The organism is Burkholderia sp. WAC0059 (assembly GCF_002870125.1).
Classification (GTDB): domain Bacteria; phylum Pseudomonadota; class Gammaproteobacteria; order Burkholderiales; family Burkholderiaceae; genus Paraburkholderia.
The window spans coordinates 1-13360 of record NZ_PNEO01000014.1 but is presented as its reverse complement, the minus strand read 5'-3'; the positions used below and the strand labels follow the sequence as shown (position 1 = coordinate 13360).

The following is a 13360-nucleotide window of genomic DNA, read 5'->3' as shown; positions in this document are numbered from 1 at the left end:
CGCGTCGCTCAGGCCGGGATCGTCATCGGGCGACGGGGCGATGCCGGCGCGCGCGGCTGGCGTTGAACGCCCTGAAGTCGTGCGCTTCGTCGAGCTGCACAGACGCGAGCCGGAGCAGCGCGGCGGCCTTCGCTTCGTGGCCGCCGAATTCATGCGGGTTGCGCCGGTGCGCGTCGCGAATCAGTTGCCGGCTCTGGACGACGAGCCGTTGCGCCTGGGCGAGATCGGAGTCGGGGCGCTCGACGGCGCGTGCTCCGGTGGAGAGGGCGAGCAGCGCGAGGCTGGCGGGAAGCAGGCGTCGGGCAATCCGGATCATGCGTCGTTGTGTTTGGGGTAAGGATGGCGTGCGCCGGACTGTAACCGATCATTTCGTTCCGGGCTACTGCGTCGGCGAAATCGGCGGCGGCCCGATGCCGGGCTGTCTTCTCGCGCGGGCCTTCTTGCCCACGATAGATTCGTCCAATTCAATCAATGAAATCAATCGAATGTTAATTTTCATAGTGCCTTGTTAACGTACAGCGACAACATCACGACCGCGCAAGGTGACCTATGCAAACCGGAAAGAGAAGGCTGACCGTCGCAATACGATTGATTCTGGGGTTCGGCATCGTGCTGGCCGCGCTCGTCGCGCTGACGGCCATCGCGATCGCCCGCGTCGAGACCGTCCGGGCGCGGCTCGACGACGTGATCGACGTGAACGGGGTGAAGGAGCGCTATGCGATCAACTTTCGCGGCAGCGTGCACGACCGCTCGATCGCCATTCGCGACGTGGTGCTCGTGGACCCGCAGGAGTTGCCGGGCGTGATCGGCCACATCCGGTCGCTGGCCGACATGTACGACGAGAACGACAGGCAGCTCTCCGCCCTTTACGCCGGGCGCACCGACACGACGCCCCAGGAGCAGGCGATTTACGCGCGCGTGAACGCGGCGCGCGAGCGCAGCATGCCGCTGATCGGCCAGGTGATCGCGCTGCAGCAGGCCGGCGATACCCAGGGCGCGCGCCGGGCGCTGCTCGACGATGCGCGTCCGGCGCTCGTCGAGTGGCTCGCCGCCGTCAACGCGCTCATCGACTTTCAGGAACACGCCAGCGAGCAGGAGGCTGCCGAAGCACGCCGGATCAGCACGGACTTCAAGCTGCTGATGAGCATGCTGACCGTCGCGGCCTGTGCGGTCGGCGCGCTCGTGGTCTATCTGCTCGTGCGCTACGTCACGCGGGCGCTCGGCGCCGAGCCCGACGAAGTGGTCGCCGTCGCCGAATCGATTCGCACCGGCAACCTCGCCATGCCGATCCGGCTGCGCCCCGGCGACACGTCGAGCGTCATGGCCGCGATGGCGCGCATGCAGCAGCGTCTCGCCGAAATCGTGACGCAGATGCGCGACGCCGCCCAGAGCGTGGCCACGACGACCGGGCAGATCGCGCTCGGCAACGCCGATCTCAGTCTGCGCACCGAGCGCCAGGCTTCCGCGCTCGAACAGGCGAGCGGCGCGCTCGAGGAGTTCGACGCGAGCGTCGCGGCCAACGCGCAAAGCGCGGGCAGCGCCGACGCGCTGGCCAAGCAGGCGTCGGCCGCCTCGGCGCAGGGCGGCGACGCCGTGGCGCGCGTCGTCGGGACCATGCGCGCCATCGGCGAGTCGTCCACGCGGATCAAGGACATCATCGCCGTCATCGATTCGATCGCGTTCCAGACCAACCTGCTGTCGTTGAACGCCGCGGTCGAAGCCGCGCGCGCCGGCACCCAGGGCCGCGGCTTCGCGGTCGTCGCGGGCGAGGTCCGCGTGCTCGCGCAGCGTAGCGCCAGCGCCGCGAAGGAGATCCGCGAGCTCATCGGCACGAGCAACGCTCGCGTCGACGAGGGCGCCGTCCAGGTGGACGCGACGGGCGCGACGATCTCGAACGTCGTCGAGGCTTCGCGCCGCGTCACCGACATCATGGAGGCGATACACGAGGCCTGCCGCGCGCAGGCTCGCCAGATCGGCGAGGTCCGCGACGTCATCGGCACGCTCGAGCGCAACACGCAGCAGAACGTGGCGCTCGTGCAGCAGTCGGCATCCGCGGCCCAGAGCCTGCAGGACCGCGCGCGGGGGTTGCTCGACGTGGCCGACGTATTCGTGCTGCCGGCGGTTTGAGCCGCCCGTTGCGCGTCGACGCCGTCATGCCGCAGCCGCGCGCGGGAGGCGTCGGCATGGGCCTCGCGCGCGCAACGCGGACCGGAGGGTTAGCGCCCCTGCGGGGCGAGGTCGGGGCAGGACTGTAAATACCCGGCGAGGAACTCCACGAAGACGCGCAGTTTCGCGGACAGCCTGTTGCGCTCCAGATAGATCGCGTAGATGTCGGCGTTGGGCAGGGACCACTCGGTCAGGAGCGGCACGAGCTCGCCGCGCGCGATGTGCGCGCTGGTTTCCCACTCCGAACGCACGGCGATGCCGCGACCGTCGAGCGCCCACTGCAGCACGGTATTGCCGTCGTTGCTCGACAGCGCCCCGCTGACCTTTACCGTTTCCATGCGCTTGCCGCGCAGCAAATGCCACGTGCCGTACGCCGAGTCGTTTTCGCGCAGCACGAGGCAGGCGTGACGCGCCAGATCGTGCGGCATGGCCGGCGTGCCGTACCGCTCGATGTAGGCGGGCGACGCGCAGACGATGCGCCGGTTCGGCAACAACAGTCGCGCGTTGATTCGCGCATCGGGCGCCTCGCCGAAGCGGACGCCGAGATCGAAGCCCTCTTCCTGAAGACTCAACGGACGGTCGGTGAGCTGCAACTGGATGCGCATCGACGGAAAGCGTTCGACGAACTCCGATATCGCAGGCGCGATGCGCGTGCGGCCGAATCCGAACGAGGCGTTCACGCGCAGCAACCCGGTCGGCTCCGCGCGGCTGCGCGTGACGAGTTGTTCGAGCTCCTGAAGTTCGTCGAGGATACGCGAACCATTGGACAGGTAGAGCTCGCCTTCGGGCGTCAAGGTCAAGCGACGCGTCGTGCGATTCATCAGGCGTATGCCGAGCCGCTTCTCCAACTGGGCCAGACGCTTGCTGACGGCGGGCGGCGTGACGCCGAGCTCCCGTGCGGCGGCCGCGAGATTGCGGTGTCGGGCAACCAGCGTGAACAGGTTGAGATCCGAAAAACCGTCCATCCTTTCTCCTCCGATATCGGCGTGCGATTCGTTCCTTAAAGTTACGACAAGAGTAATTCAATGGAATCCATATCGCTAAAGGTATCAATTAGAATCCATCGCATATCAGGAGACAAGGATGTTCGAAGGCTTTGCCGATGCGTCGACCACGGTCGACGGCATCGAGATCCATGCAGTGAAAGGAGGACGTGGCCCGGTATTGCCGCTGCACGGCCATCCGCAAACTCGCGCGATCTGGCACAAGGTTGCGCCGGCATTGGCCGAACGGTTCACGGTGATCGCGGCCGATCTGCGCGGTTGCGGCGATAGCGGAAAGCCGGCGGGCGCCGCGCGCCATTCGAATGACTCGAAGCGCGGGATGGCGCTCGATCATCCGGGCTCGGTCACGCAACTCGTGACGCTCGACGTCGCGCCGACGCTCGCGATGGACGAACGGACTTCCGTCGATTTCGCCCGCGCCGGCTGGCACCGGTTTTTCCTCGTGCGCCCGGCGCCGTTTCCCGAAACCCCGATTCACGCCGACCCCGATCGCTATCTGAAGCAGCGCATCGGCGCGCGTAGCGCAGGGCTGAAACCGTTCACGCCCGAAGCCTGCGCAGCATATCTGCGCGGCCTGTTGGACCCGGCGGCCGCACACGGGATCTGCGAAGACTTACCGCGCGTCGATCGCCACCGACCTCGAGCACGATCGCACAGATTCTGCGGCGGCGAGGCGCGTCGTTCGTCCGTTCCTCGCGTTGTGGGGCGCGGACGGCGTGGTCGGCAAGCGCTTCGATCCGCTGGCTTGCCGTTTCCTTCTCGCTGATTCGTCGGCCCGATTCTTTCCAGTCTAATCAGACCATGTCCTCACGAACGCTTTACCAGAAACTCGTCGACTCGCACACCGTGTCGACCATCGACGCAGAGAACGTGCTGCTCTACGCCGATCTGCACATCATGAACGAGTACACCAGCCCGCAGGCATTCGCGGGGCTGCACGAAAAGGGATTACGCGTGCGCCGCCCGCGTCAGCAGATGGGGGTTGTCGATCACGTGATTCCGACGCGTCCGGTGCCCGTTCCGTCACGCACGATCGAGATCGTCGACGCCGCGAAGCAGGCCGCGAATTTCACCCGCAACTGCGCGGAGCAGGGCATTCATCTGTTCGACGTTCACGATCCGATGCAGGGCATCGAGCATGTCGTCGCCCCCGAGATCGGGCTGATCCGTCCCGGCATGGTCGTGCTGTGCGGCGACAGCCACACGACCACCTACGGCGCGCTCGGCGCGCTCGGGTTCGGCATCGGTACGTCGGAGGTCGAGCACGTGCTGGCGACGCAGACGCTCGTCTATCGCGTCGCGAAGGACATGCGCATCGTCGTGGACGGCACGCTGCCGACGGGCACGACGTCGAAGGATCTCGTGCTACAGATCATCGCGAAGATCGGTGCGCAGGGCGCGCGCGGCTACGCGGTCGAATATGCGGGCGAGGCTATTGCCGCGCTGTCCGCCGAAGCGCGCATGACCCTGTGCAACATGACGGTGGAAGCGGGCGCGCGCGCCGCGCTGATCGCGCCGGACCGCACGACGCTCGACTATGTATGCAGCAAGGTGCGCGACCTCGATGCGAAGACGCTTGATGCGGCCTGCACGGCGTGGTCGCAACTGCGCTCGGATGCCGATGCGCGGTTCGACGTCGAACATCGTTTCGACGCTGCGCGCGTCGCGCCGTACGTGACGTGGGGCACGAGCCCGGACCAGGCGGTGCCGGTGGACGGACATATTCCCGATACGGCTGAGGGCTCCGGTCTCGACGCCGCGACCATGCGCAAGGCGCTCGACTACATCGCGTTGCCGGGCGGTGCGCCAATCGAAGGCACGCCGATCGACCGCGTGTTCATCGGCTCGTGCACGAACGCGCGGATCGAGGATCTGCGCGCGGTTGCCCAGATCGTGCGGGGTCGCAAGGTGGCCTCGACGGTGCGCGCGATGGTCGTGCCCGGCTCCGGCATGGTGCGCGACCAGGCCGAGCGCGAGGGCATCGCCCAGGTGCTGATCGACGCCGGATTCGAATGGCGTCAGCCGGGCTGCTCGATGTGCCTTGCGATGAACGACGACGTGCTGGCACCGGGCGAGCGCTGCGCGTCGACGACGAACCGCAATTTCGAAGGGCGCCAGGGGCGCGACAGTAAAACCCATCTGATGAGCCCCGCGATGGCCGCCGCTGCCGCAATCGCCGGTCGCATCGTCGACATTCGCAAGGAGTTCGCTCATGGCTGAGCCGTTCGTGATCGCGGGCATCGCCGCGCCGCTGCCGGTCAACAATCTCGATACCGACCAGATCATGCCGAAGCAGTTTCTACTCGGCATCGACAAGTCGGGCCTCGCGCGGGGGCTGCTGTACGACCTGCGTGTTGACGCGGATGGCCGTCCGCGCGAGCAGTTCGTGCTGAATCGCCCCGAATATCGCGGCGCGAAGATCCTGCTCGGCGGCTCGAACTTCGGCTGCGGGTCCAGCCGCGAGCACGCGGTATGGGGCTTGCAGCAGGCCGGCTTCGAGGCCGTCATCGCGCCGAGCTACGGCGAGATCTTCTACTTCAACTCGGCTAACAACCGGCTGCTGCTCGTCACGCTGCCGCCGGAGCAGGTCGAGGCGCTCGTCGCGGAAGTGGAGGGCGGCAGCGACAGGCAACTGTCGATCGACGTCGTGAACGAGGTCGTGCTGACGCCTTCAGGCCGGCGCTATGCGTTCTCGATCCCGCCGCGTCAGAAGCTGATGCTGCTGGAGGGGCTCGACACGATCGGCCTGACGCTGCGCCAGGCCGGCGCGATCGACGCGTTCGAAGCGCGCCATTGGGCGGCACAGCCGTGGTGCCGTATCGACTTGCCGGCGCAACAAAGCCGGCAAACCGAACAAGCGGAACAGCAGGAACCCCACACTGCCTGACGGGCGCCTTCGGGCGGGCCCGCCGCCGACCATGCGGATGCGGGCTCCCCGATTCCATAAAGACCGTTCGGGTATTCCACGTAATGGCAGGAGACATTCATGAACACAACCGCAGGTCAGCAGGCCGTTGACGCCACGCTCGAATCGAACGTCGTCCGCAAGATATCCCGGCGCATCACGCCGTTCATCATCGTCCTTTATTTCCTCAGTTTTCTGAACCGCGTGAACGTCGGCTTTGCCGGCCTCACGATGAATCACGACATCGGCCTGACGAAGGCCATGTTCGGCGTCGGCGCCGGCATTTTCTTCGTCGGCTATATCGTGGCCGGCATGCCGTCGAACCTCGCGCTCCAGCGAGTCGGGGCGCGCCGCTGGATCTCGCTGCTCATGGTCGTGTGGGGCGTCCTGTCCGCGGCGACCGCGTTCGTCACCGGGCCGTACAGCTTTTATGGCCTGCGTTTCGTGCTCGGGCTCGCCGAGGCGGGGTTCTTCCCGGGCATCATCCTTTACCTGAGCTACTGGTTTCCGGCGCGGCACCGCGCGTTCGTCACCGCGATGTTCATGACGGCCGCGCCGCTCTCGAACATGATCGGCTCGCCGATTTCCGGCGCATTGATGAGCATGAACGGCGTCGCGCATCTGCACGGCTGGCAGTGGCTGTTCCTCGTCGAGGGCGCGCCGACCATCCTGCTCGGCGTCATTGCGTTCTTTTTCCTTACCGACAAGCCGGAAGACGCGCAATGGCTCGAGCCTGCCGAGCGTCAATGGCTGAGCGGCGAGATGCAGCGCGAACGCCAGGCCAGGGCATCGCAGGGTCGCTCGGGCATCTGGGGGGCGATCAGGGACCCGCGCGTGCTGTTGCTCTCGCTCGTCTATGCGGGGACTTCGACCGGGCTCTACGCCATCGGCATCTGGGCGCCGATGATCATCCATCGCTTCGGTTTCGGCTACATCGAACTGGGTCTCATGAATGCGATTCCGAACCTGTTCGCCGTCGTCACGATGGTCCTGTGGGGGCGTAATTCGGATCGGACCGGCGAACGCCGGCTCCACGTCGCGATAGCCTGTCTCGCGGCCGGTGTCGGTATGCTCGTCTCCGGTTCCGCGTCCAGTGCGCTCATCCTGATCGTCGGCCTGTCGGTGGCCAACTTCGGCATTAACGCGGCGAAGCCGCCGCTCTGGAGCATGCCGACGCAGTTCCTGTCGGGCTCGGCCGCCGCCGCGGGCATCGCGTTGATCAATGCGATGGGCAGCCTGATCGGCGGTACGTTCGGCCCCATGGTGATCGGGCGGCTGCGCGACATCAGCGGCAACTATTCTCTCGGGCTCTATTTCGTCAGCGCGACGCTGATCGTCTCGGCGCTGCTGTCGTATTCGTTCGGCATGCGCAGCCGGCGCGCGGCGCAACCGGCAGGCGATACGGCGGTGCCGCGTTGACGCGGTGAAGACGTCGGTAGGCTTTGTCGTGAGACGTTGACGGAGTCCACGAACGGTGGCTCACAACATTGCCGACCGGCAGCGCGCCGAGGTGGGGAAACACGTGCACTTCAAGACGCCATAGATTTCGTGCCGTATCGGAAGCGGGCAGATTGGCCGAAATTCACTCGCCGGTATTGGGTAGCGGCCGGTATTGCCATCTCATCCGGTTGCTTATACCCCCCGGTTGTACCTCCAGGCAGCACCGGAATGACATGGAAAAATATGGACCAGCGCAGCAAAAGAAAAACCCGCGAAGCCTTGGCTGTCGCGGGTTTCAGGACTTCCCCGGATGTCCGCGGGCCGGCGGGAATCGAAATGAGCGAAAAATCTCGCTATATCAGGTAAAAAGAAGTTTTTTTCCGGAAAATGTACCCCTAAATGTACCCCCGGAACTTTCGGCTGTGAGCCGAAATCGCACCGACGTCCGGAGCGCACTTTTTGTAGCTTCTTTGGCACAAGCTTATGACGTCGCTTGTTCGAGTCGGCCATCTTGAAATGTTGTCACGACCCGCTAAGGAGTTTCCCCCCTTGAATTACTCAGCGAGTAACTGGATCGAACGGTAGGTGCGGGCCGGTGAGGAATTGGACGCTGCGCCGATATTGACTAGGGGTAACGCCCTGTTGATGAACAAAAAAGCGGGTGAAATTTCCCGGAGAGTCGAATCCCAGGTCGGCCGCAATGTCCCGAATAGGCATCTGCGGATCGGACACATATTCGATCGAACGCTCCATTCGAAGCATGCTGCCGAACGTTGCCGGCGTTATCCCGGTTTGCTTGCGGAACAGATTGAAGAAGTGCGGACGCGAAAGTCCGACCTTATACGCCAAGTCGTCAAAGTCTAATGCGATGCCACTGAGGCTTCTCATTGCGTCGATGGCCAAGCGGATTCTGCCATCGTATGCGATGCCACCGACCAGAGCCGCCGCCGATAGCGGGTCTCTCCGTGGAGTTGGACCTGCAAGTTCAACGATTGTGTCGGCAATCAACCCCTCCAGCGCTTCTAGCGAGCGGCTTTCCCGGTCCGTGAGAATGTCCAGCAACTGGTCATGAAGCGAACTCAATCGATGTCGAAGTGGCAAAGACGACTCGGTAAAGAATCTCGGGTGCAGGCTGTAGGCCAGCCTTCCACCAAGGTTTCTGAGCCAGCTCGGCTCGAGATAGAGCGCAAGAAGAATAGTGGGCTGCGGGTTGGGCTGATGCTCGTAAAAGTGTGGCTCCCATGCATTGACCAGCAGCACGTTCTTGTTCGATAGCGCTATAGCGCGGTTGCGCACGCCGAACAGAATATCTGGTCCCCCTTCCTTGAAGACGACATGCGAGACCCGGTGAGCATGAAGAGTCATGCTCTTGTTGAGCAGCAAGAGTGCGATTCTTCCGAACGGTCCGTGGATGATGCGTAAAGGTTCCGACATGTCAGTTATTCCCACAATCTTGACGTGATTGCGGGCACGAATGCTCCGTCACTGACTCAAGCGAAAAAAGCATCATCCGGAATGATAAGTGTCGTGCTTGCATGACAAGTTCTCATCGATCAGGGGCACCAATGACTGGGTTGTTTCCCTACCATCATTGCACGGACTTCGCATTGCACCGCCGCTGGTATCAGACATCCAGAATGCGATTAGGTCCGGATCGGGACGGTAGGCTTCAGTGTAGGGCGCTGCGTCTTCGTATTCGAACAAACTAAGGAGATGATAATGGCTGGCATCGGTAACGAAAAGGTATTTGAGAACGACAAGGTCGCTATCTGGAACTTTGTCCTTGCTCCCGGTGAGGAATCCCCAGTGCACACACATACTCGGCAGTACATGTGGTACGCAATCGAGGGGGCGCCGCTACGGATATTCAATGAGAAAGGGGAAGACATCGGCGTTTTCGAAGTCCCCACCGGCGCGGTTTATTCCCTCAAGGTCGAAGACGGATATATCGAAGTGTTGTCCGATATCGGCAAGGGGAGCCGGTTCCCCGTTACGCACAGTGCCCGCAACGAAGGAGGCACGCCTTATCGAGAGATTCTGGTCGAATACAAGTAAAAATTAACGATAAAAATAATTCGCATTCCATAGTAAATTTAATTTTTAATCTACTGGATGGAAGTGACGAAAGAGAAAATGCGCGATAGAGAGGATTGGCTACGGTGCTCTTTGACCTAAAGTGAGGCAGGCGCTGCGCAAATTGCGGCAGGCAGTGCCTGCCTCTATTGTCATTTTCCACCAAAACTTCGTTCGAGCTTCATATGGCTCGAATAATTGATCAATAGGACAAAGTAATCCATGTCAAAGCTTCAAGGAAAAGTAGCAGTTGTCACCGGAGGTAATAGCGGTATTGGCTTGGCTATCGCTAGACGCTTCATTGCCGAAGGCGCGTTCGTGTACGTAACTGGCCGTCGTCTGGCCGAGCTGGAGGAGGTCGTATCCGCACTGGGGGATCAAACGGCAGCAGTCCAGGGCGACGTATCGAATGTCGAAGACATTGATCGACTCTATGCCAAGGTTCGTGACGAAAAGGGACGAGTCGAAATCGTGGTCGCTAATGCCGGGATTGTCGGCAATGAGACTCTTGAAGAGACGACCGTGGAAAACTTCGACAAACTTTTTGCAATCAATGCACGGGGTGTGCTTTTCACGGTCAAGCAGGCTCTTCCCTTGATGAGTGATGGGGGAGCCGTTATTGCAATTACTTCCATGGCTACCGCCAAGGGAATCCCGGGCTATAGCGCCTACAGTGCAACCAAGGCTGCGGTGCGGTCCTTCGTACGGACCTGGACGGCCGAACTGAAGAGCCGGGGCATTCGAGTCAATGCCATTAGCCCAGGCCCGATCGATACACCGATCTTGGATACACACGCACCGAACCCTGAAGAGGCAGACAAGCTTCGCACTAGCTTCGCGGCTGTGGTACCCCTCGGTCGACTTGGCCGGGCAGAGGAAATTGCAGCCGCAGCGTTGTTTCTCGCATCGGACGAAGCAAGCTTTGTTGCCGGCGTGGACCTTCCTGTCGACGGTGGCGTGACTGCTGTTGGCTGATCGTCTGGCGTGCCCCGGATTTGTTCCCAATTCTTTAACGAATTACAGATGATGCAGATTTCCGGAGAAATGATTGAAGGGCGCCGTGCATCCCGAGGCGGGAGCGATGTTGTCTATGCCTTGAACGCAGCAAGCGGCGAACAGATGGAGCCGGGTTTCGGTATGGCTAACGAAGAAGATGTGGCTCGTGCCTGTCTGCTCGCGGAAGTTGCGTTCGATTCGTACAGGCAGTTGCCAGATGAACGACGTGCGGCATTCCTCGAAGTGATCGCGGAAGAGGTTCTTGCTCTCGGCGAAGTACTAATTGACCGGGCGAATCTGGAAACCGGGCTGCCGAAGGCGCGCCTTGAAAATGAGCGTGCACGTGCGGTGGGTCAACTACGACTGTTCGCGAACGTGGTTCGCAGCGGACGGTGGCACGGCGCTGTACTCGACTCAGCGTTGCCGCAGCGGAATCCGCTGCCGCGCCCTGATTTGCGTCAGCGCAGGATTGCGGTCGGTCCGGTCGCCGTCTTCGGTGCAAGCAATTTTCCGCTCGCCTTTTCGGTGGCGGGGGGAGATACCGCTTCTGCGTTTGCTGCCGGATGCCCTGTCGTGGTCAAGGCACATCGAGCGCATCTTGGGACGTCGGAGTTGGTTGGAAAGGCGATCCAAAACGCGGTGATTGCGACCGACATGCCTGACGGCATATTTTCACTACTCTATGGCGACAGTTACGTCTGCGGTGAGGCGCTCGTCCGACATCCCGCAATCCGGGCAGTAGGATTTACCGGATCACGTCGCGGAGGGCTTGCGCTCATGCAAGTTGCGCAAGCACGTCTTGAGCCAATTCCCGTCTACGCAGAAATGAGCAGCATCAACCCGGTGTTCCTGCTTCCGAATGCGCTTGCTCTGCGAGTCGAAACGATCGCGAAGGATTTTGTCGCGTCGTTGACAGTCGGCGCAGGACAGTTCTGCACGAATCCTGGAATAGTGATTGCCATCGAAGGGGAGGCTCTCGATGTGTTCTGTCGACACGCTGGCGCTGCGCTCGGTGCATCGGAAGCGGCTACGATGCTTACACCCGACATTCATGAAGCGTATTGCCGTAGTGCCAAGCAGTTAAACGAACTACCGGGGGTGGAAGTTGTCGCGCATGGCAAGCCACCACACGGCCGATTCGAGGCGCACGCGGTGCTGTTTCGTACAAGCGCCGAGCATTTCTTGGCAGAGTTGAAAATGCATGAAGAAATGTTTGGCCCGGCGTCTCTCATCGTTAGTTGTCGGGATACAGATCAAATGCGATTAGTGGCGGAATGCATGTCGGGACAGCTGACTGCGACGCTTCACTACGAATCAGGCGACGAAAACATCGCTCGAACCCTGCTGTCGGCACTTGAACGCAAGGCTGGGCGAATCCTGTTCAACGGATTTCCGACAGGTGTTGAGGTCAGTTATGCCATGGTGCATGGCGGACCATTCCCAGCAACTTCGGACAGCCGCACAACCTCAGTAGGCGCATCGGCGATTGAGCGTTTTTTGCGGCCTGTTTGCTATCAGGACGTACCCGATAAGCTGTTGCCGTTGGCACTTCAGGAAGCCAATCCACTTGGAATTTGGCGGTTGGTTGACGGCGAATTTGCCAAGGTCTGACGTTCCTGCCAGGCAGTGAACCGGTCCGCTGGCACGAACGACGTGTCAGCCAGCGGGTCTGGTATATGTTCGATGCCTATGTAGCGTCGGGGCGCAGGCTCGACATATCCGTTTGCGAGGTTAGCAGCGCGGTTTGCCGAGACGTTAAAGAAGCGGAGTTCTTATGGGTGCGATCACTCGTCGAGAAATACAAGTAATGGGGCAACGGATCAGCTTCCTCGAAGCTGGAAAAGGGGCTGTCGTCGTGCTTTTTCTGCATGGGATGACGAGCGATGCAACGAATTGGAACGAGACATTGTTGGCACTTGCTGCGCTTGGCTATCGTGCCATCGCTCCAGATCATCTGGGGTTTGGTCAGTCGTCCAAGCCAAATGTTCCGATCAAGCCACGGACCCTGTCGGACATGATCGGCCCGATGCTGAAAGCTCTGGAAATCAGCTCGGTGGTGTTAGTTGGCCAGTCAATGGGCGGTCACGTTGCAGGATTGTTCGCCGCAGAATTTCCCGCATCTGTGGATGGGTTGATGCTGGTTAACGCAGGATACGGGCTCGCGTTGACCGAGGTAAACAATGTGTGGGATCTCGGGCACGCGGATCAACCAGGGGGATTATGGCGCTTGAATCCTGCGACTCGGTGCGAGTCACGTCTGTTACTAGAGGCAGTGTTCTATGATCAGCGTTTCGTTACGGATCAGGTTGTCGACGAGTTTTTCGCTCAACGGCTTGCGGTGAGAGATGGATCGGCTATTAACTCTATTGCAGAGTCGTGGGCTAGACGGGAAGACATGCTCGATTCTATTCTCGGGCGACTTGGAAATAGCCCTGTACTGATAGTTCAGTCGCGTCATGATCGTGTTGCTCCGTTGCAACTAGGGCTACGCTTACACGACGGAATTCCTGGTTCCCACTTCGTAGTTCTTGAGGAGTGTGGGCATGCGCCGCCAGTAGAGATACCGGGGATGTTTAATGATTTGGTTATTGATTTTTTGCGTCAGATTGGTAAATAGCATTGAAACGACACTTCTAGAGCGTGTTAGGCACTTTGGATAATGGGCACAGCATGGACGAGCATGAGCATGGCAAAAACGACGAAGTGCAGGCCCGCCAGGGTTTCAGGCAGGCGCTCATAGTCGCGTGCCAGCCGCCTGAAGCGGTTCAGCCATCCA

The 13360-nt window shown here is 61.3% G+C and carries 11 protein-coding genes and 2 pseudogenes; 9 read left to right on the top strand and 4 right to left on the bottom strand.

The window, feature by feature from the left end:
- Positions 1–22 precede the first annotated feature (22 nt).
- The gene (locus CY652_RS15225) at positions 23–316 is read right to left on the bottom strand and encodes a hypothetical protein (RefSeq protein ID WP_102131552.1); all 294 of its coding nucleotides are present in this window, start codon (positions 314–316) and stop codon (positions 23–25) included.
- 233 nt (positions 317–549) lie between these two features.
- On the opposite strand from CY652_RS15225, the gene CY652_RS15220 reads away from it, so the two are divergent.
- A complete protein-coding gene (locus tag CY652_RS15220) occupies positions 550–2127 on the top strand; it encodes a methyl-accepting chemotaxis protein (RefSeq protein WP_102131551.1) in 1578 nt (525 codons plus the stop codon).
- An 89-nt stretch (positions 2128–2216) separates the two neighbouring features.
- Here the strand turns inward: CY652_RS15220 and CY652_RS15215 are convergent, their stop codons facing one another.
- Positions 2217–3131 (bottom strand): LysR family transcriptional regulator, encoded by a 915-nt coding sequence (locus CY652_RS15215; protein WP_102131550.1) that lies wholly within the window; start codon positions 3129–3131, stop codon positions 2217–2219.
- A gap of 118 nt (positions 3132–3249) precedes the next feature.
- On the opposite strand from CY652_RS15215, the pseudogene CY652_RS15210 reads away from it, so the two are divergent.
- From CY652_RS15210 to CY652_RS15195, 4 genes and pseudogenes are all read left to right on the top strand, one after another.
- Positions 3250–3916 (top strand): annotated as a pseudogene (locus tag CY652_RS15210) (alpha/beta hydrolase); the annotation flags it as partial.
- A gap of 55 nt (positions 3917–3971) precedes the next feature.
- Positions 3972–5390 carry a 3-isopropylmalate dehydratase large subunit gene (leuC, locus tag CY652_RS15205; RefSeq protein ID WP_102131549.1) on the top strand — a complete coding sequence of 473 codons (1419 nt, stop codon included), beginning with the start codon at positions 3972–3974 and terminating at the stop codon, positions 5388–5390.
- A complete protein-coding gene (leuD, locus tag CY652_RS15200) occupies positions 5383–6057 on the top strand; it encodes a 3-isopropylmalate dehydratase small subunit (protein ID WP_102131548.1) in 675 nt (224 codons plus the stop codon). The genes leuC and leuD overlap by 8 nt, the downstream gene beginning before the upstream one ends.
- A 99-nt stretch (positions 6058–6156) precedes the next feature.
- The gene (locus tag CY652_RS15195; RefSeq protein ID WP_102131547.1) at positions 6157–7494 is read left to right on the top strand and encodes an MFS transporter; all 1338 of its coding nucleotides are present in this window, start codon (positions 6157–6159) and stop codon (positions 7492–7494) included.
- 579 nt (positions 7495–8073) lie between these two features.
- On the opposite strand, the gene CY652_RS15190 is transcribed toward CY652_RS15195, so the two are convergent.
- Positions 8074–8898, bottom strand: a complete 825-nt coding sequence (locus tag CY652_RS15190) for a helix-turn-helix domain-containing protein (protein WP_180970626.1) — start codon at positions 8896–8898, stop codon at positions 8074–8076.
- A gap of 336 nt (positions 8899–9234) precedes the next feature.
- On the opposite strand from CY652_RS15190, the gene CY652_RS15185 reads away from it, so the two are divergent.
- From CY652_RS15185 to CY652_RS15170, 4 genes are all read left to right on the top strand, one after another.
- Positions 9235–9570, top strand: a complete 336-nt coding sequence (locus CY652_RS15185) for a hypothetical protein (RefSeq protein WP_102131657.1) — start codon at positions 9235–9237, stop codon at positions 9568–9570.
- A gap of 240 nt (positions 9571–9810) precedes the next feature.
- Complete coding sequence (locus CY652_RS15180; protein ID WP_102131545.1) at positions 9811–10563, top strand: SDR family NAD(P)-dependent oxidoreductase; 753 nt, start codon at positions 9811–9813, stop codon at positions 10561–10563.
- Positions 10564–10614: 51 nt separating this feature from the next.
- Positions 10615–12195 (top strand): aldehyde dehydrogenase (NADP(+)), encoded by a 1581-nt coding sequence (locus CY652_RS15175; RefSeq protein ID WP_102131656.1) that lies wholly within the window; start codon positions 10615–10617, stop codon positions 12193–12195.
- Between the two features lie 163 nt (positions 12196–12358).
- Entirely contained in the window at positions 12359–13201 is an 843-nt protein-coding gene (locus CY652_RS15170) for an alpha/beta fold hydrolase (RefSeq protein ID WP_102131544.1), read from the top strand.
- A gap of 26 nt (positions 13202–13227) precedes the next feature.
- Here CY652_RS15170 and CY652_RS15165 read toward each other — a convergent pair.
- Positions 13228–13360: pseudogene (locus tag CY652_RS15165) on the bottom strand (IS5/IS1182 family transposase); the annotation flags it as partial.

What these genes read in the sequence shown, in the direction of transcription:
- CY652_RS15225 (WP_102131552.1), bottom strand. Translation starts at nt 316, where the DNA reads ATGATCCGGATTGCCCGACGCCTGCTTCCCGCCAGCCTCGCGCTGCTC.
- CY652_RS15175 (WP_102131656.1), top strand. Translation starts at nt 10,615, where the DNA reads ATGCAGATTTCCGGAGAAATGATTGAAGGGCGCCGTGCATCCCGAGGC.
- CY652_RS15170 (WP_102131544.1), top strand. Translation starts at nt 12,359, where the DNA reads ATGGGTGCGATCACTCGTCGAGAAATACAAGTAATGGGGCAACGGATC.
- CY652_RS15215 (WP_102131550.1), bottom strand. Translation starts at nt 3,131, where the DNA reads ATGGACGGTTTTTCGGATCTCAACCTGTTCACGCTGGTTGCCCGACAC.
- CY652_RS15185 (WP_102131657.1), top strand. Translation starts at nt 9,235, where the DNA reads ATGGCTGGCATCGGTAACGAAAAGGTATTTGAGAACGACAAGGTCGCT.
- CY652_RS15220 (WP_102131551.1), top strand. Translation starts at nt 550, where the DNA reads ATGCAAACCGGAAAGAGAAGGCTGACCGTCGCAATACGATTGATTCTG.
- CY652_RS15180 (WP_102131545.1), top strand. Translation starts at nt 9,811, where the DNA reads ATGTCAAAGCTTCAAGGAAAAGTAGCAGTTGTCACCGGAGGTAATAGC.
- leuD (WP_102131548.1), top strand. Translation starts at nt 5,383, where the DNA reads ATGGCTGAGCCGTTCGTGATCGCGGGCATCGCCGCGCCGCTGCCGGTC.
- leuC (WP_102131549.1), top strand. Translation starts at nt 3,972, where the DNA reads ATGTCCTCACGAACGCTTTACCAGAAACTCGTCGACTCGCACACCGTG.
- CY652_RS15195 (WP_102131547.1), top strand. Translation starts at nt 6,157, where the DNA reads ATGAACACAACCGCAGGTCAGCAGGCCGTTGACGCCACGCTCGAATCG.